Source organism: Arthrobacter sp. KBS0703 (assembly GCF_002008315.2).
Lineage (GTDB): Bacteria > Actinomycetota > Actinomycetes > Actinomycetales > Micrococcaceae > Arthrobacter.
This window is the reverse complement of the sequence record NZ_MVDG02000002.1, coordinates 110,123-126,693: the sequence shown is the minus strand read 5'-3', so window position 1 is coordinate 126,693 and position 16,571 is coordinate 110,123. Positions and strand designations below refer to the sequence as shown.

The 16,571-nt window shown below is 66.2% G+C and carries 16 protein-coding genes; 7 read left to right on the top strand and 9 right to left on the bottom strand.

All coding sequences use genetic code 11. The features are described from left to right. Nucleotides 1–33: 33 nt before the first annotated feature. Complete coding sequence (locus B1A87_RS21090) at nt 34–1,425, bottom strand: SLC13 family permease (RefSeq protein ID WP_078028259.1); 1,392 nt, start codon at nt 1,423–1,425, stop codon at nt 34–36. 136 nt (nt 1,426–1,561) lie between these two features. Here B1A87_RS21090 and B1A87_RS21085 point away from each other — a divergent pair, with 136 nt between their 5' ends. Both B1A87_RS21085 and B1A87_RS21080 read left to right on the top strand, forming a co-directional pair. After that, nucleotides 1,562–2,263, top strand: coding sequence for a FadR/GntR family transcriptional regulator (locus B1A87_RS21085; RefSeq protein ID WP_078028258.1), 702 nt, complete (start codon nt 1,562–1,564; stop codon nt 2,261–2,263). 4 nt (nt 2,264–2,267) lie between these two features. Beyond that, nucleotides 2,268–2,999 carry a glutamine amidotransferase gene (locus B1A87_RS21080; RefSeq protein ID WP_078028257.1) on the top strand — a complete coding sequence of 244 codons (732 nt, stop codon included), beginning with the start codon at nt 2,268–2,270 and terminating at the stop codon, nt 2,997–2,999. 61 nt (nt 3,000–3,060) lie between these two features. Here the strand turns inward: B1A87_RS21080 and B1A87_RS23345 are convergent, their stop codons facing one another. The 3 genes from B1A87_RS23345 to B1A87_RS21065 all read right to left on the bottom strand — a co-directional run bounded on the left by B1A87_RS23345 (nt 3,061) and on the right by B1A87_RS21065 (nt 7,183). Beyond that, on the bottom strand, nt 3,061–4,227 hold the full coding sequence (locus tag B1A87_RS23345) for a cyclase family protein (protein ID WP_221937616.1): 1,167 nt from the start codon (nt 4,225–4,227) through the stop codon (nt 3,061–3,063). Nucleotides 4,228–4,232: 5 nt separating this feature from the next. Further along, nucleotides 4,233–5,885 (bottom strand): cytosine permease, encoded by a 1,653-nt coding sequence (locus tag B1A87_RS21070; RefSeq protein ID WP_078028256.1) that lies wholly within the window; start codon nt 5,883–5,885, stop codon nt 4,233–4,235. A gap of 296 nt (nt 5,886–6,181) precedes the next feature. Further along, nucleotides 6,182–7,183 (bottom strand): DUF6454 family protein, encoded by a 1,002-nt coding sequence (locus B1A87_RS21065; RefSeq protein ID WP_078028255.1) that lies wholly within the window; start codon nt 7,181–7,183, stop codon nt 6,182–6,184. 331 nt (nt 7,184–7,514) lie between these two features. On the opposite strand from B1A87_RS21065, the gene B1A87_RS21060 reads away from it, so the two are divergent. Then, a complete protein-coding gene (locus B1A87_RS21060) occupies nt 7,515–7,913 on the top strand; it encodes a cupin domain-containing protein (RefSeq protein WP_078028254.1) in 399 nt (132 codons plus the stop codon). A gap of 51 nt (nt 7,914–7,964) precedes the next feature. Here the strand turns inward: B1A87_RS21060 and B1A87_RS21055 are convergent, their stop codons facing one another. Together B1A87_RS21055 and B1A87_RS21050 are read right to left on the bottom strand one after the other, a co-directional pair. Then, complete coding sequence (locus tag B1A87_RS21055) at nt 7,965–9,941, bottom strand: amino acid transporter (protein ID WP_078028253.1); 1,977 nt, start codon at nt 9,939–9,941, stop codon at nt 7,965–7,967. A gap of 146 nt (nt 9,942–10,087) precedes the next feature. Continuing rightward, a complete protein-coding gene (locus B1A87_RS21050) occupies nt 10,088–10,705 on the bottom strand; it encodes a hypothetical protein (protein WP_139362818.1) in 618 nt (205 codons plus the stop codon). Between the two features lie 260 nt (nt 10,706–10,965). On the opposite strand from B1A87_RS21050, the gene B1A87_RS21045 reads away from it, so the two are divergent. Both B1A87_RS21045 and B1A87_RS24775 read left to right on the top strand, forming a co-directional pair. Further along, nucleotides 10,966–11,982, top strand: a complete 1,017-nt coding sequence (locus B1A87_RS21045) for a magnesium and cobalt transport protein CorA (protein ID WP_078028251.1) — start codon at nt 10,966–10,968, stop codon at nt 11,980–11,982. Nucleotides 11,983–12,638: 656 nt separating this feature from the next. Further along, nucleotides 12,639–13,025: a protease inhibitor I9 family protein gene (locus tag B1A87_RS24775; protein ID WP_313902514.1), complete on the top strand. Its 387-nt coding sequence runs from the start codon at nt 12,639–12,641 to the stop codon at nt 13,023–13,025. On the opposite strand, the gene B1A87_RS24770 is transcribed toward B1A87_RS24775, so the two are convergent. Continuing rightward, the gene (locus B1A87_RS24770; protein WP_313902513.1) at nt 13,012–13,143 is read right to left on the bottom strand and encodes a hypothetical protein; all 132 of its coding nucleotides are present in this window, start codon (nt 13,141–13,143) and stop codon (nt 13,012–13,014) included. The two genes, B1A87_RS24775 and B1A87_RS24770, sit on opposite strands and share 14 nt — an antisense overlap. Here B1A87_RS24770 and B1A87_RS24765 point away from each other — a divergent pair. Together B1A87_RS24765 and B1A87_RS24760 are read left to right on the top strand one after the other, a co-directional pair. Beyond that, the gene (locus B1A87_RS24765) at nt 13,105–14,145 is read left to right on the top strand and encodes a S8 family serine peptidase (protein WP_313902512.1); all 1,041 of its coding nucleotides are present in this window, start codon (nt 13,105–13,107) and stop codon (nt 14,143–14,145) included. The two genes, B1A87_RS24770 and B1A87_RS24765, sit on opposite strands and share 39 nt — an antisense overlap. After that, the gene (locus B1A87_RS24760; protein WP_144275925.1) at nt 14,136–14,765 is read left to right on the top strand and encodes an Ig-like domain-containing protein; all 630 of its coding nucleotides are present in this window, start codon (nt 14,136–14,138) and stop codon (nt 14,763–14,765) included. Before B1A87_RS24765 ends, B1A87_RS24760 begins: the two co-directional genes overlap by 10 nt. Nucleotides 14,766–14,865: 100 nt before the next feature. Here B1A87_RS24760 and B1A87_RS21030 read toward each other — a convergent pair whose 3' ends face one another. Further along, the gene (locus B1A87_RS21030) at nt 14,866–15,360 is read right to left on the bottom strand and encodes a hypothetical protein (protein WP_139362817.1); all 495 of its coding nucleotides are present in this window, start codon (nt 15,358–15,360) and stop codon (nt 14,866–14,868) included. Nucleotides 15,361–15,706: 346 nt separating this feature from the next. Further along, the gene (locus B1A87_RS21025) at nt 15,707–16,543 is read right to left on the bottom strand and encodes an alpha/beta fold hydrolase (RefSeq protein ID WP_078028248.1); all 837 of its coding nucleotides are present in this window, start codon (nt 16,541–16,543) and stop codon (nt 15,707–15,709) included. Nucleotides 16,544–16,571: the final 28 nt, after the last annotated feature.

Below are 16,571 nucleotides of genomic sequence, written 5' to 3'. Positions count from 1 at the left end.
CCGAGGGGCGGGTATTGCGGTGCTGGGGGCGGGCTACATCCAGCCCGGGACCACCATGACCAGCCAGGCGATGCCCGGGCCGACGGCGACGACGATGCCGCTGTAGGCGAGGATCTGCTTGTAGAACCTGTCCTTGTCCACGTCCTCCGGGGCGTTGGCCAGCACCAGCGCCCCGTTGGTGGAGAACGGCGAAACGTCGACGATCGTGGAGGCGACGGCCAGGGCCGCGATCACCCCGACGGCACCGACTTCGCCCGTGGCCAGGAACGGGACGGCCAGCGGGATGAGGGCTGCGAGGATGGCGGTGGAGGAAGCAAAGGCGGAGACGACGGCGCCGATGTAGCAGATCAGCAGGGCGGCCACGAGCGGCATGCCGAGGTGGGCCACGCCGTCGGAAACGAATTTGATGGTGCCGGCTTCCTCGAGGACGCCTACGAAGGTCAGCATGCCGCAGATGAGCAGGACGGTGGACCAGCTGATCTTGTTGACCGCGCCCTTCTGTGCGGCCGGGGAGACGAGGGCCAGGATGATGGCGATGGTGATGGAGACGAATCCGACGTCCACCTTGAAGCCCAGCGAGATGACGGCGAGGGCGATCAGGCCCAGGACGGTGATGAGCTGGGGAACATTGGCGCGGGCGCCGTTCGACGCTTCCTGCGGGGCGGCAGCCGCGGAGGAGCCGGAGGTCCCCTTAGCGGAGACGCCGGAGGGCGAAATGTCCGAACCGGAGCCCTGAAGGGTGACGCCAGCCGCCCGGGCGCCGACGCTGACGGCCATCCGCGACTCGGCAGCTTTCTCTACCAGACGGCCGGTCTTGGTGCTGAGCAGCTTGCTGCCGCCCAGGACCACGAAGAGCACCACGGCGATGGCCAGGTTGAAGAAGAAGCTGGCCAGGAAGATGGCCATCGGGCTGGCCTCGAGGTCGGTCTTGGCAATGATGCCGTTGACCGTGACGCCGTAGACGGCGATGGGGGAGAAGCCGCCGGCCTGGGCGCCGTGGACCACCATCATGCCCATCATCAGCGGATTGATCTTGTGCTTGGCGGCAAAGCTCAGCGCGATCGGCGCAATGATGGCGACGGCGGCCGGGGACAGTGCGCCCACCGCGGTGATCACAGCCGTGATGGCGAACATGACCCAGGGGATGAGTGCCACTTTGCTGCCCACCAGGCGGACAGCGCCCCGTACCAGCAGGTCAATGGTGCCGTTGTTCTGCGCGATGGCGAAGAGGTAGGTGACACCGACGATCGTCAAGAACAGGCCGCCGGGGAAGTTGGCCAGAATGTCGTTGGTGGACATCCCGAGGACTACGGCGCCCAGCAGGAACGCTCCCACGAAGGCCAGGGCGCCCATGTTGAGGGGCAGCACCGTGGCGAGCAGGAACATCACCGCCAGGATGATGATGGACAGGACGGGAGCGGACATCTTTGTTCCTCCGGATCAAGAGATTGGTGGTGTGATGTGGATTACTGGCTCACTGGCCTAGCCTCCTAGACACTAGGTGACTTTGTCAATAGTTCTCCGCTAAGCTAGTGCCGACGACGTCGCCGGAAGGACTTGCATGCCCAAGAAGACAGCAACGCAGCAGATTTCCCGCGTCTCGCGGCCGCGCCTCTATGAGCAGCTGGTGGAGCAGCTCATGGATTTCATTGAGGCCGCGGAGCTGGGACCGGGGGACACGCTGCCCGCGGAGCGGGACCTGGCCGAACGGCTGGGCGTCTCGCGGGCCACGCTGGCCCAGGCGTTGGTTGCGCTGGAAGTCCTTGGCGTCATCGACGTCCAGCACGGGACCGGAGCGGTGCTGGTCTACCGGCCGAATGTTCCGTCCGTGATCAAGGGCCTGCGCGAGCACAGCAGCAGGCTCCCCGAGATTGTTGAAGCCCGCAGCACGCTGGAGGTCAAGCTTGCCGAGCTGGCTGCCGCAAGGCGGACCGACGCGGACATGAAAGCCATCGACAAGGCGCTCGACGCGATGGCCGAGGAAGTGGCCTCGGGCGCCAAGGGAGCGCACGGTGACGAACTTTTCCACCAGGCTGTCACCGCAGCGGCGCACTCCTCGGTGCTGGCCCAGCTCATGTCCTTCATTGCCGGGATGATCCTGGAAACCCGCCTCGAGTCGCTCGGCCAGCCCGGCCGGCCGGAGCAGTCGCTGGCCTCGCACCGCAAGATTGCGGACGCCATCAGGGCCCGGGATGCCGACGCCGCCGCGGCGGCCATGCTGGACCACATCACCCTTGTCTCCGACGTCGCACTGCTGAAGTAAGCCCGTGAAACCGTTTCTGTTGCTCGCGTCGCGGGCCGAGGACACCGCGGCGGACGAAGAGTACGAGGCCTACCTGCGCTTTGGCGGGCTGGACGCGAGCCAGCTGAGGCGGATCCGGATGGAGCAGGCCCCGCTGCCTGAGCTGGAGCTGGACGACTACTCCGGGGTGATCGTGGGCGGCAGCCCGTTCACGTCCAGCGATCCGCCCGAAAAGAAGACTGAAACCCAGCACCGCGTGGAGCGGGAATTGTCCAAGCTGCTGGACCGGATCGTTGCGACGGACTTCCCCTTCTTCGGTGCCTGCTACGGCGTGGGCACGCTGGGGCTGCATCAGGGGGCGGTCATCGACCGGACCTACGGCGAGCAGCTGGGCGGCGTGACCATCACCCTGACCCCGGAAGGCCTGGACGATCCGCTGCTGGCGGGCATGCCCGCCGAATTCACAGCCTTCACCGGCCACAAGGAAGCGTGCACGGTGCTGCCCCCGAACGCCGTGCTGCTCGCGAGCTCGGCCGCGTGCCCGGTGCACATGTTCCGGATCAAGAAGAACCTGTACGCCACCCAGTTCCATCCTGAACTCGACGCCGAAGGGCTGGTGACCAGGATCGACATCTACCGTCACGCAGGGTACTTCCCGCCGGAATCCGCCGAAGAACTGATGGAGGCCGCCCGGACGTTCACGGCAACAGAGCCGATGAAGATCCTGCGGAACTTCGTGAAGGTCTACGGCAAGTAGTCCCGGACGGAAAGGAACGACGGCGGTGCGTCCCGCCGTCGTCCGCTTGCGTTCCCGGCGGCTATCCCGGCAGGGCCGGGTCCGCGGAAGGGCCCGGAACTGCCGAGAGGTGCTCGTGGACGGCAACCACCTCGCCGCCGCCGGTCCGGGTGAACACAATGGTCTCCCGTTCGTCAGTGGACAGGGTGCTGCCGTCCGGGCCAGTCCGGACCACCGTGGCCACCCGGTGCGTGAAGACGGCAGCGGAGCCAAGCAACTGGATGTTCTGCTCGCTGCTGCGGCAATCGAGCACCTTCCACCCCGAGCCGACCCACATGTCCCAAAGTTGCCGGTACTCGCTCCGGGAACCCAGTGCCTCCGGCTCGGGATGGAAAATGAACGTGGCTGACGGGCTGAAGGCGGCGAAGTAGCGTTCCGTGTCCGTCGCGGCGAAGGCTGCGATCAGCCCGTCCGCGGCCTCCTGGACCTCCGCCCGGCTCAGGTCCCGGCTCTCCGGCTGCCGGGACGGCGCACCGGGCTGCCGGGACGGCGCTTCGTGCCCGAAGCTGGCCGGTCCGGTCCGCGCCATGGCCCGGACCGGTGCCCCGTCGGCGTCGGGGATGCTGAGCGGGAAGAGGAAAACCTCGACGCCGGTGCCGCTGGCCAGCGCCCGCTGGACCTGGTCCAGCCCGGTGAGGTTCTCGGCGATGACGCAACCGTTGCCGGCGAGGATGTGATGGGCCGGAAAGGCCTGGTCTTCGGCGAGGCTCCCGGTTCTGTCCACGCTCAGGGCATCCACTCCGACGGCTCGGTAGCCGCGGTCCACGATCAGCTGGGCGGCGGAGGCGTCGAGCCACGGGTGGTCCAGGTAGGCGGGGGAGCCCCAGTGCTCTGCGAACCCCGTCCGGAGCAGCAGGATGCTCTCCGGCTGACCGGGCCGGTCATTCCCGGCCGTGGCCGGCGCGAGCCCGGACAGGTGTTCCGCGGTGATGGCGCCGCCGGCACCGGCGCTACGCACGTCAATCAGCTCCACGGGCCCGCTGAACTGCGCCGGCGGCAGCGCGTCGAGTGCCGCCAGCGAATTCCGGACGTGGAACGGCGCGTCAACATGCGTCCCCGAGTGGGAGCCGATGGCGAGGGACAACACGTTGGCACCGTCGCCGTCGGCTGTCAGCGCCGGCGAGATCCGCACTTCCGGGTCGCCGGGATAGACGGGCATGCCTGTCCGGAGCGGGACGCTCAGATCCATCCATGTCACGGCCGGACCGCCGAGCTCGTAAGCGCCCGGTCGTCCTCCGCCGGCGTCGGCTGCTCCTGCAGTCCCGGGTCCGGCTGCCCCGGCGCAACGGCGCGCCCGGCGCTGTCCATCACCGGCGGCACGGCAACGTTCCGGCTGGGAATCCAGCGCGGACCGGCCTCCGGAAACACGGCGCGGGGTTCGGGGAAGATCCACAGCATCCCCACGTAGAGCACCGCGGCAAGGACGAGGGAGGCCGGGAGGCTGATATCCACGCCGCCGGCGAGGTTGCCCAGCGGGCCCTGGAACTGTCCCGGCATATTGACCAGGCACAGGCCTGCCGCGGCGCTGAGCAGCCACGCCAGCATTCCACGCAGGTTCCAGCCATGATTGAACCAGTAGCGGCCGCCTGTTTGGCGGCGGTTGAACACCTGCAGGGCGTCGGCGTCGTACCAGCCCCGGCGGGTAATGAAGCCGATGATCATCACCACCATCCAGGGGGCCGTGCACGTGACAATCAGCGTGGCGAAGGTGGAGATGCTCTGGACGAGGTTGAAGGCGAAGCGGCCCACGAATATGAACGCGATGGCGAGTACGCCGATGAACACAGTGGCCTGCACGCGGTTAAAGCGCGGGAAGACACTGCTGAAATCCAGTCCGGTTCCGTACAGCGAGGAGGCGCCCGTGGACATGCCGCCGATCAGGGCGATCGCGCAGAGCGGGACGAAGTACCAGGAGGGGGACACAGCCAGGAGCCCGCCCACATAGTTGGGGGCCGCCGGATCCATGAACTCCGGTGCCTTGGTGGCGATGATGGACGCCGTCGCCAGCCCGAAGACAAACGGCACAAGGGTGGCCAGCTGCGCGAGGAGGGCGGCACCCATGACCTTGCGCTTGGGCTTGTTCGTGGGAATGTACCGAGCCCAGTCGCCGAGGAAGGCTCCAAAGGAAATCGGGTTGGACATCACGATGAGGGCGGCGCCGATGAAGGCAGGAATGAAACCGGCTACGCCGAGGCCGTCCAGGCCCACCCCGAAGGAGCCGGCAAAGTTCAGGTCCAGGTCCCCTGCGAACGCGATGTATCCGATCACGAACAGAAGGGTGGCCGCCGTTACCGCGATCTTGTTCACGAGCAGCATGAACCGGAACCCGTAGATGCAGACGGCCAGCACCAGAACTCCGAAGAGCCCGTAGGCCACGGCAAAGGAGCCCATGTCCTGGGGCAGGCCAACCAGGCGGTTAAGGCCTCCCACCAGCGCGTCGCCGGAGCTCCATACCGAGATGGAGAAGAAGGCCGTGGCGGTCAGGAGCGAAAGGAACGAGCCGACGACCCGGCCGTGGACGCCCAGATGGGCCGAGGACGATACCGCGTTGTTCGTGCCGTTCGTGGGTCCGAAGACGGCCATCGGCGCCAGCAGGAGCGCGCCCACCACCAGGCCGAGGACTGTCGCTGCCAGACCCTGCCAGAACGAGAGGCCGAAGAGGATGGGGAACGCTCCGAGGAACGCTGTGGAAAACGTGTTAGCGCCGCCGAACGAGACCCTGAACAGGTCAAAGGGGCTTGCGTTCCGGTCCTTCTCCGGAATTTGTTCGATGCCGAACGCTTCCACCTCGGTCACCTTGACGCGGCCGGTTCGGCCGGCTTTGGCCTTTTGCTGAACATTTTTCACACTGGTCTCCCTCTGGCTGATCCATCCTGTGTTGCCAAGAGGGCATCACAAGTTGTTGATTAGGCTACATTTGTCACGAGGCTACAGTGTGAAGCGGCTCACATCGAAGATTTCGTCATCATGACGCGCCCCCAGGGACAACGGCAGAACTGTCGGCGCCGCACGCACGGAACCGGACGAACGGAAGCGGGCAAACGGAAGCGGACGACGGCGGGTGCGTCCCGCCGTCGTCCGCTTCTGTTTGGGCCAGTCCCCTGGGAAAAGGGGGCCCAAGTGTTCGTTCGCGCTGCCTGCGGTTAGCGGGCGGGCGTCACAGTCGCCTCATAGGTGAGGATCTCGGTGGCCATGCCGGCATTGTCCGGTGCGACGCGCATGGTCAGGTGGTTGCCGGCGGCGGTCATCTTGAACGGATTGCGCGATGCCACGTGGCCGTCGGCGGACCACTGCTGGAACGGGACGCTGTGCAGCGTGGCGTGCGTCCTGCTGTCAATCAGGGCGATGCCGCCCAGATCGTACTTCGCGGCTGGACCGCCCGCGGCGGGCATCTGCGGAAGGCTGGCCACGCCGGCGCAGAGCATCTTGGAGTCCGCCGCGTACTGGCAGTCCTGGTAGTCGATGAAGTTGTCCGGGTTCTGCCAGCTGCTCAGCTCCTTGCCCTTCAGGGTCCACTCGGCGAAACGCCGTGAGCCCCAGCTGTTGCCGATGAGGTGGCCGGACTGCTTGTCCATGACAATGCCGCCGAAGTGGTCCTTGACTTCGAACTGCTTCCGCACGTCCAGGGACTTTGCGTCCACCCGGTAGACGATGGAGCTGCTGTTGGGCCGGTACTGTGCCACGGGGACCCACACGTTGGTGCCGTCGAAGTCGATGCCGCCCGGGTGGTACATGTCGCCTTCGCCCAGCACGATGTCTTTCTGGAGCTTGCCCGCCTTGTCCATGACGAACAGGTGGCCCTTGCCTTTGCCGGCCGTACGGTCGTAGCCGCCCTGCGGGCTGGGGAACTTCACCGTTGGCTCGAGGATTTCCACAGAGGACAGGAAGATGTGGTCCTCCGAGAAGGCGATGCCTTCGGTGTGGAAGGTGGGGAAGTCCAGCTTGAGCCTGCTGGTGAGCTGCCAGGCCGTGTTGCGGTCGACGGCGGTGAATGCGTCTGCGACGGCGGTGTCCGCCGTGCGGTGGTCACCACCGTTTCCGGTGTCCCGGGACGCCTGTGCGACTGCGGCGCCGCCGATGGCTGTCGCTGCAATGGCCGCCGCGATGACGGCTTTGGCCAGGCTGCGGGTGCGGAGTGATTTCATGGGGATGGCCCTCTCGTTGGTTCGGACCGGTGTGACGGTACGGGCCGGTCATGAACCGGGAGCGACGGGCGGCTTAACGCGGTTCGGCAGTTGCCTGCTCCCCGCAGCGGCGGGGGCCCCATTTGCCCATTGACTTCGGCCGGAGGACGGCTAACGTTGAACTACGTCAACACGGATCTGTTGTACGCACGTGCGCTGAGGGGGCGGCGGCGCAATTGCAGATTGTTCGCACACACAGGCCTCGGTCGGCAGCCGCAACTCCTCAAGCTGGTTCACGCCAGCGCCCTCATGTCTTGATTCCAGGTCTCACCCTAGCCCCAGGTGCCGTCCCATGACCGCTAATATCGTCACCGCCTTTGCCGTCAAGTCCTTCGATGTCCCCGACAAGAAGCGTTACCCGGACAAGGCCGAAGTGGACCTTGTCAGCGTGAACGACTATTCCGTTGCGCGGCTCATCCTCGCCCCCGGCTGGCGGTGGTCCGAGTGCTCTAAACCCACCGAAAAAACACCATTCTGCCAGCACAACCACCTCGGCTTCTGCGTGTCCGGGGTGATGGAGGTCGAAACGCCGGAAGGTGTCCGCTCGTCGATCCACGCCAACGACACGTACGCCATCCCGCCGGGCCACAATGAATGGGTGGTGGGTTCGGAGCCGTTCGTGGCCGTGGAATTCCTGGGCGCGGCGTCGTTTGGCCGGCCGGTCAGCCGCGGCCAGCACGCCAAGATCTGACTCGGATCAGCCGACCTCGGATCAGTCGCGCGGACCCAGTGCGGCGGGCGGTCAGCCCACGTGGACCCAGGGCCGCCTCGACACGTCAGGCTCGGCTTCGCGCAGCACTTCGCGGGTGACCGGTGCGATCTCGCCTTCGCCCAGGAACAGGAAGCGCAGCAGGTTCACCACTGGATTTCCCTCGGTCCAGCGGAAATAGATGTGCGGCATGAGCCCCGTGACGTCCCGGATGTGCAGCAGCACGGAGGCGATGGTGTTGGGCACCACGGGTCCGTGCACTTCCAGGATCTGGTAGCCGTGCCGGGTCACCCCGGTGACCTCCAAGGCTGTTTCAAAATCGGAGGAATCGTCCACGATCACTTCCAGGAACAGCGCCTGGTAGTCCACCGGGAGATGGCTGACCTCGATGGCCGATGTCAGCTTGTCCCGGTAGGCCTGCGCGCTGAGTCGGAGCGGTTCGTGGGCAATGATGGAGATGGGTCCCTCCAGGTTCGAGGACATGAATTCCAGCGCCTGCCGGTCAAGGTGGACGTGGGTGGCATGCAGCTCGAAGGAACGGAGGATACGGGAGAGCAGGGAGATCCCGATGATGCCCAGGATGAAGAACGACGCGATCCGGAGGCCTTCGGGCCGTTCAAAGACATTGGCGACTGTCGTGTAGATGAAAACCACTGCGATGATCCCGAAGCCGACGGTCCGCCGGTGCTGCTGCTGACGCCGGGCCGACAGTGTCACGGCAACCGCTGCGGAAGTCATCAGCACCAGGACGCCGGTGGCGTAGGCGCCGCCCTGGGCATCGACGTCGGCGTTGAAAAGATAGGTGATCAGGAACCCGATCGCCGTGAACACCAGCACCAACGGGCGGACAGCCCGGGCCCATTCGGGCGCCATGCCGTACCGGGGCAGGTACCGCGGGACGAGGTTCAGCAGTCCCGCCATCGCGGAGGCGCCGGCGAACCAGAGGATGCCAATGGTGCTGACATCGTAGACGGTGCCGAAGCCATTCCCCAGGTATTCATGGGCCAAGAACGCCAGGGCGCGGCCGTTCGCCTGCCCGCCGGGCTCGAATTCCTGCGCCGGGATCAGGATCACGGTGGTGAGGCTCGTGGTCACCAGGAACGAACTCATGATGACGGCGGCCGTGGTCAGCAGTTTCCGGGTTCCCTCGATCCTGCCTGCCGGGTACTCGTCCGTGTCGCCGGGCCGGCCCTGGATCTGCGGCATCACCGCGACGCCCGTCTCGAAGCCGGACAGGCCAAGGGCGAGTTTGGGAAATACCAGCAGAGCAATGCCGACCACCATGAAGGGGCTTCCGTGCGAGGTTGTCAGGGCTTGCCACCAGTCCCCGACAGCCGTCGGGTGGGCTGCTGCCTCGAATACCGTGGCGGCGACGACGATCACGTTCAGTCCCAGATAGAGTGCCACCAACGCGACGGCTACGCCGATAGCCTCCTTGAATCCGCGCAGGAACACCGCTCCGAGCAGGGCAAGGAGGAACAGGGTGACAACAATGTTTTGTCCCTGCAGCCAGCCGGGCGCAAAGGGGTTCTGGATCGCGTGTGCTGTGGCGTCGGCGGCCGACAACGTCATGGTGATCATGAAGTCCGTCGCCGCGAAGCCCAGAAGGACCAGGACGAGGAGCTTGCCGCCCCAGCGGGGCAGCAGCCGCTCAAGCATGGCGATGGATCCTTCGCCGCGGTGGCTTTCGCCCGCAACCCTGCGGTAGACGGGCAGGGCGCCGAACAGGGTGACGGCCACCAGCACCAGCGTGGCCAGCGGGGAGATCACCCCGGCGGCAAGCGCGGCGATCGCCGGCTGGTAACCGAGGGTCGAGAAGTAGTCGACGCCTGTCAGGCACATCACCTGCCACCACGAATGCTTCTTGAGGTGCGCGTCGCCCACAGCGCCGGGACCCTGGTGGGTGCCCTTGGCATCCTGAAGGCCGAACAGCAGCCAGCTCCGGAATCTGTCCCTGGCCCCGGGCCGTGCGGCGGACGGATCAGCCGGAGGCCTGCTCAGCGTGGTCATGTCTGCCTCTCCGCGATGCGCAGCACCGCTCCATTGCCGACGATAACAGCGGCCGGCCGCCGTGCTCCCGGTGCCTCCGCAATCCTGACGCATCCTTAACGTGGCGGTGGCGCCAACGGGGCGTGGGCGTCGGGTCCGGCCAGGCGCTATGCGGGAACTTCGCCGGGCGGCGGGGTTTCAACGTAGACGATCAACGTTGCCGCGGCAGGCAGGTACCAGTGCCGGCGGTGCAGCACCGGCCGGTAGGCGCGGCCGTAGGGGTCCCGCACGCGGGCCTGCTCCAGGCGGATCTGACGGGAGAGCCGGCGGTCGACTTCCCGCAGGTCGTGCAGGCGCGTGGTGACACCCCCGAACTCCAGGGTCCATTGTCCGGCCGCGGGGTCGGCGCCCTGTTCGAGGAGGAGAATTTCGAAAAGGTCCCGCAGCAGCTGGTCACGGGTGCCGGGGTGGAAGCGACGAAGCCGGTGCCGCTCGACGTGCAGGTTCTGGGCAGCCTGCCACGCCTGGCCGAGCCAATGGAATTCCACCGGACCGAGTGCCGGTCCGAGGACCAGGCGGCGGTCCGGATCCATAACCAGAAGATAGTCATTGCCCCTGCGGTCGATGACGCTCCTGGCCTCGCCGGAATATTCAAATGCCGCGAGCAGCTCGTGAGCTGACCGGTGATAGCCAAAGTCGCCGGTATCGTCGACAGTGACGTAGTCCCCGCCGGCAGGGGGCGGGCCATCCGGAGGATGCGGCTGGAGCCGGGACGTGGAATTCATTTCGCATGCTCCATCGGAGGATTCGGCCGCGACCTCCGTGGCCGCGGGTCCCACGGTTCCATGACACCACCGGCAGGGCCGTTTCCGGGACTGTTTTAACGCTTTCCATATGCCGCGAGGAATGAAATTAGCGTTCTCTTAACGCGCGGCTACCGCTCGGGTGCTGCGCCCTCCCGGATACACCGGCAGGTGTTGGCACAGCGGCGGGGAAGGGCTAACGTCACAGCCAGGAGGCCCGATTCAACGAAGGAGTCGCTGCCATGACCATTGTCGACAATGCCGTGTATGTGGCAGGCCGCCGGACGGCGGATCCGGAGGGCCTGGAGGAAACGTACTTCCTCCTGCGGCAGCGGCAGGGGATGGCATGGATCGGGCTCTACCGGCCGGATGCGCGGGAGCTGCGCTCTGTGGCTGACGAGTTTGACCTGAGCTCGCTGGCAGTCGAGGATGCCTTGACCGGACACCAGCGGGCGAAGGTCGAGCACTACGGCGACACCCTCTTCATGGTGCTGCGCCCCGCCCGGTACCTCGACGATGTGGAAAAGGTGGAGTTCGGTGAGATCCACATCTTCATCGGCCCCGACTTCGTGGTCACCGTCCGCCACGCCGAGTCCCCGGACCTGGCCAAGGTCCGCCGGCGCATGGAGTCCGAGCCCGAGTTCCTCGCGCTGGGGCCCGACGCGGTCCTGTACGCCATCCTCGACCAGGTGGTGGACGAATATGAGCCCGTGGCCGCCGGCCTCGAGAACGACATCGATGAGATCGAAGACGAGCTCTTCGGTGCGGATCCGGAGGTCTCGCGCCGGATTTACGAGCTCTCCCGCCAGGTCATTACGGTCCAGCGCGCTACCGGGCCGCTGGCCGGGATCCTACAGGCCCTCATGACAGGAACGCCTGACCACCATCCCGACGCGGAGTTGCAGGACCATCTCAGGGACGTCCAGGACCACGTCCTGCGGCTGAATGACCGGATCGCGTCATTCCGCGCCCTGCTGCAGAATGCCCTTGCGGTCAATGCTGCCCTCGTGGCCCAGCGCCAGAACGATGAAATGCGCCGCCTCACCGAATCGAGTTTCGCCCAGAACGAGCAGGTCAAGAGGATTTCCTCGTGGGCAGCCATCCTCTTCGCACCGACGCTCATCGGCACGATCTACGGCATGAACTTCCACACCATGCCCGAACTCGACTGGGTGTTCGGCTACCCCATGGCCATCAGCCTGATGGTCGGCATGGGACTGATCCTGTACGCCACGTTCAAGCACAATAACTGGATCTAGCCCGCCGGACGGCGTTGAGCGCGCCGCCGGCACTCCTGAGCGCGAATGCCCCGGGGGCGTGGCCGTCAACGCCCAATTTGGGTGGGCAGCGAGCCGAAACGGCACGTGCTCCAAGGTTTTTTGGAGCCGCCCCGCTGATGATGGGGCTGTTCCTTCCTCATTGCGGCAGTGGTGCAGATGACCGGGTCCGGACATGCGTTCCAAAGGCATCCGGGTGACCCTCGGGATCTGCGTTTCAGGGGAAAGGCAGGCCTGTGGCCCGTTCGGCCACAGGCCTGCCTCTTTATCCACATGACCGAAAATCTGGAGAAGACAATGGCGTCCAGCAGGGAAATGCTCAGGCTTGGTTTGATGGGGCAGCGGCAATGACAGCGCCCGCGGTCCACCGCCCGGGATTCCCGGCGGGACCTGGCATGAATGAGCCCGCCCAGCGCAGGATTACGCCAGCTTTTCCCCAGCGTCCGAAGGTTCACCGAAGGTTATGGACAGCCGGGGGACTTCCCGGGACGACCGAAAATACACTGGAACTAGCCAGATTCCGGCTTCCGTTCGCCGGTCCTCACACCCGAAGGAACCCCAAAATTCGTGCCCTGTCCGCTCTCCGTCCCGCACTGGCATCGCTGCTGCTGACCGCCCTGGCCGCCACCTCCGCCGGAGTGGCGGCCGGCGCCGCATCGCCGGCCGCCACGAACTCCGAAGCAGCAGCACCCGGCGGCGCAACTGCCCGGTACCTGGTGCGGTACGCCGCCGGCACTGATGTTCCGTCCGAGGTGAGTAGCCTGCGTTCCCGGAACATCGCCGTCGGCCGCACGTTCTCCAAGGCGCTGCGCGGTGCGGTGGTGACGGCGACGCCGGCCCAGGCTGCAGAGCTGAAGCGCTCGGCGCGGGTGGCCGCCGTCGAGATCGATGCGCGGGTGACAGCCGCGGAAACCCAGCAGCCCGCGCCGTGGGGACTGGACCGCATCGACCAGCGCGCGTTGCCGCTGTCCGGCTCCTTCACCTCGGCGTCGTCGGGGGGCGGGGTGTCTCTTATACACATCTAGATGTGTATAAGAGACAGACTCCGGCGTGCTGGCTGCCCACACGGAATTCGGCGGCCGCGTTGCCGCAGGATGGACTGCCGTGTCGGACGGCCTGGGAACGGGCGACTGCAACGGCCACGGCACGCATGTCGCCGGAACCATTGCCGGCAAGACCTACGGCGTGGCCAAGGCGGCCACCATTGTTCCTGTGCGCGTCCTGGACTGCACCGGCTCGGGCTTCAACTCGGACGTGGTGGCAGGCCTGGAGTGGGTGGCCTCGCAGCACCAGGCGGGGACGCCGGCCGTCGCAAACCTGAGCCTCGGCAGCGTCACCAGCGCGGCGGTGGACGCTGCCGTGCAGGGCCTCGTCAACGACGGCGTCACCACAGTCGTCGCCGCCGGAAACGCTGCCGCCGACGCGTGCAACAGTTCCCCGGCCCGGGTGCCGGACGCACTGACCGTCGCCGCGAGCGACTCCTCTGACAGGCAGGCGTCGTTTTCCAACTTCGGAACCTGCGTTGACCTGTACGCTCCCGGCGTGGGCATCACCTCCGCCAGCTCCGCTTCGACGACGGCGACTGCCTCCATGAGCGGAACGTCCATGGCGACTCCGCATGTGGCCGGCGCCGCTGCCGCGGTGCTGTCGAGGTCGCCAGAGCTCACGCCCGCTGCCGTGGCGTCTAAGCTGCTCTCCGCTTCCACCCCCGGCGTGGTCACGGCCTCCGGTGCAGGCACCCCGAACCGGCTGCTGTTTTCGGATCCGTCCGCGGGAATCCTCACCGCGCCGGTGGTAACGGGCAACAGCCCGGCCGCCAATGCCGCAGGCGCCGCAGTGGCCGGCAGCGTGTCCGCCACGTTCAGCAGAAACGTCCAAGGGGTCAGCGGTTCCACCTTCGTCCTGAAGAACGCCGCCGGAACCGCCGTCCCGGCCGCCGTCACCTACGACGCGGCAACGCGGACCGCGACGCTGAAGCCGTCGTCCCTCCTGGCCGCATCCCAGAAATACGCGGCGACACTGACGGGCGGGACGGCAGCCATCCGTGACACCACGGGCACGCCGCTGGTCACGACGGGCTGGAGCTTCACCACGGCGGCGGCCCCCACCGTGACCTGTCTCTTATACACATCTAGATGTGTATAAGAGACACCGGCGCGAACGCCACCGGCGTGGCCGCAGGGAGCAACATCACCGCCACCTTCAACAGCGCAGTCCAGGGCCTGGACGCCGGCACGTTCCTCCTGCGGGGCCCCGGCGGTGCCGCGGTCCCCGCGGCGGTCAGCTACAACGCCACCACCCGGACGGCCACCCTCAATCCGGCGGCCAACCTCGCCAACGACACCAAGTACACCGCCACCCTGACCGGCGGAGCGGCTGCCGTCCGCGACGCCGCAGGAACCCCGCTGGCCACATCGAGCTGGACGTTCACCAGCGGGCCGGCCCCGGTCATCACGGCCATGACGCCGCGGCCGGGGGCCACCCTGGTGAGGCGCGCGAACAACGTGGCGGTGACATTCAGCGAAGCGATCCAGGGCGCAGGTACAGGCACCGTCGTCCTGAAGGCCACGGCCACCGGCGCGAAGATAGCCGCCACCGTGTCACGCGTCGGCACCACCAACCAGTGGATCCTCGACCCCACCGCGACGCTGGCCGCCAGGACCGGTTACACCGTGACCGTCACCGGCGGCACAGCGGCCATCCGGGACCTCGCAGGGAACAGTCTGGCGTCCTCCAGCTGGGCATTCACCACCGGGTCCCTCTGACTCAGGTGGCTGTTGGCAAACAGAGGCCGACGGCGGCACTTTCGTGCCGCCGCCGGCGTCCCAGTCGTTAAACACTCAGTTGCATGGCCATTCCAGACTGTTACCTGTGGTTGTTCGAAACCCAGATGGTGACGGTGTTGCTCCTGTCAAAATCGGACGACCCGTTCCTGTGACCGCCCCGGTCGTCCTGCACACGGATCCTGACGGTGTGGTACACCGTTACCGACCTTTCGCCCCGGTCGGCAGTCACCCTCTCGACATTGACGATTCTGTCGTGACCGGAAACCCATACGGTGTCCCAGGCATTCCCGATTTCTTCGGTGTCCCAACGGTCGTGCTTCTGGAACATCCTTTGGTTGTAACGAACCTGGGCGTCCTTGTCGCAGTGAATCCTGAACGGGAAACTAACCCTCACGGATTTGCGGTTACCGTTGCGGGGATCGCCCCTCATGGCTTCCCTGCCGTGGTTAGAAGCGTAGGGGTCGAGAGCCGTGACGGTACAATCGGCTTTTCTGGAATGATTGGGCATTGCCGTGGCTGGCCCGGCCATGGCGATTGGGCCGGCAAGCAGCCCCAGTGAAACTGTGGAAACCATCGCGACCCTTGCCGCTAGGGAACGACGGGGCCGTGTTGGCGGAGTCATAGTCATTTTTCCTCCCGCGATTGTGCGTTTCGGGCAGCCCTGGCCGATCACGTTGCGTTTGGCAGGCTTAGTCAGCCACTTCCGCCCGTATTAAAAAAGGCTCCCGTGATGAGCGGGAGACCTGGAGCCGGATTCGTTTTCGAGGCATTTCCTTGGATCCGGTACCTCACTATCTTACGCCTCGGGTCCGGTTGTGTGCCCTTTTTTCCACCGATTTTGGTTGTTTTGGCCACTCGGCACGGCAAAGGGCGGCCGACGGCGGCAAGTACCGCCGCCGGCCGCCCTTCGGACTGCCGGGCTACTTCCGGAGGAAGCCGAGCAGGACCTCGTTGACTTCGGCGGCGTGCGTCCAGAGCAGGCCGTGCGGGGCGCCGTCGATCTCCACGTACTCCGCATCCGGAAGGGCCTTGCTGAATTCCCGGCCGGTGGCGTCGATCGGCAGGATGTTGTCGGCCGTGCCGTGGACGATCAGCGACGGGACGTCGATTTTGGGGATGTCGGCGCGGAAGTCGGTGATCCAGGTGGGCTGGGCGGCGACCGAGGCGAAGGCCCCGGCGCCTGCGGCAAGGTTCCAGCTGGCCCGGACGGCTTCCTCGCTGAGGCGGGGCGTTCCCAGGAAGGTATCGCTGTTGTAGAAGTTCTTGAAGAACTCGGTGAAGAAGGCGTAGCGGTCGGCCGTGACCGCGTCCTTGAGGCCGTCGAACACCGACTGCGGCACGCCCGTGGGGTTGTCGCCGGTCTGCAGGAGGTACGGCTCCAGGGACCCCAGGAAGGCGGCCTTGGCCACGCGGGCCGAACCGAAGGTAGAGATGTACCGGGCAACTTCTCCGGTTCCCATAGAGAACCCGACCAGCACGACGTCGTTCAGGTCCAGGGTGTTCAGGACCGTGTCGAGGTCGGCGGCGAAGGTGTCGTAGTCATACCCGGTGGTCGGCTTGCTGGACTTCCCGAAACCGCGCCGGTCGTACGTGATGACGCGGTAGCCGGCCTCCAGCAGGGCGGCCGTCTGCTTCTCCCAGGAGGAGCCGTCCAAGGGATAGCCGTGGATGAGGACGGCCGCCTGGCCGGTCCCGTGGTCTTCGTAGTAAAGCTCGATGTCGGTGCTGTTTTCCTGTCCAACGGTGATGTACGCCATGTCAGCAGTCCCTCCGGGCTCGTGAGAA

What these genes read in the sequence shown, in the direction of transcription:
- B1A87_RS21090 (WP_078028259.1), bottom strand. Translation starts at nt 1,425, where the DNA reads ATGTCCGCTCCCGTCCTGTCCATCATCATCCTGGCGGTGATGTTCCTG.
- B1A87_RS21085 (WP_078028258.1), top strand. Translation starts at nt 1,562, where the DNA reads ATGCCCAAGAAGACAGCAACGCAGCAGATTTCCCGCGTCTCGCGGCCG.
- B1A87_RS23345 (WP_221937616.1), bottom strand. Translation starts at nt 4,227, where the DNA reads ATGGATCTGAGCGTCCCGCTCCGGACAGGCATGCCCGTCTATCCCGGC.
- B1A87_RS21065 (WP_078028255.1), bottom strand. Translation starts at nt 7,183, where the DNA reads ATGAAATCACTCCGCACCCGCAGCCTGGCCAAAGCCGTCATCGCGGCG.
- B1A87_RS21060 (WP_078028254.1), top strand. Translation starts at nt 7,515, where the DNA reads ATGACCGCTAATATCGTCACCGCCTTTGCCGTCAAGTCCTTCGATGTC.
- B1A87_RS21055 (WP_078028253.1), bottom strand. Translation starts at nt 9,941, where the DNA reads ATGACCACGCTGAGCAGGCCTCCGGCTGATCCGTCCGCCGCACGGCCC.
- B1A87_RS21050 (WP_139362818.1), bottom strand. Translation starts at nt 10,705, where the DNA reads ATGAATTCCACGTCCCGGCTCCAGCCGCATCCTCCGGATGGCCCGCCC.
- B1A87_RS21045 (WP_078028251.1), top strand. Translation starts at nt 10,966, where the DNA reads ATGACCATTGTCGACAATGCCGTGTATGTGGCAGGCCGCCGGACGGCG.
- B1A87_RS24760 (WP_144275925.1), top strand. Translation starts at nt 14,136, where the DNA reads ATGTGTATAAGAGACACCGGCGCGAACGCCACCGGCGTGGCCGCAGGG.
- B1A87_RS21030 (WP_139362817.1), bottom strand. Translation starts at nt 15,360, where the DNA reads ATGGTTTCCACAGTTTCACTGGGGCTGCTTGCCGGCCCAATCGCCATG.
- B1A87_RS21025 (WP_078028248.1), bottom strand. Translation starts at nt 16,543, where the DNA reads ATGGCGTACATCACCGTTGGACAGGAAAACAGCACCGACATCGAGCTT.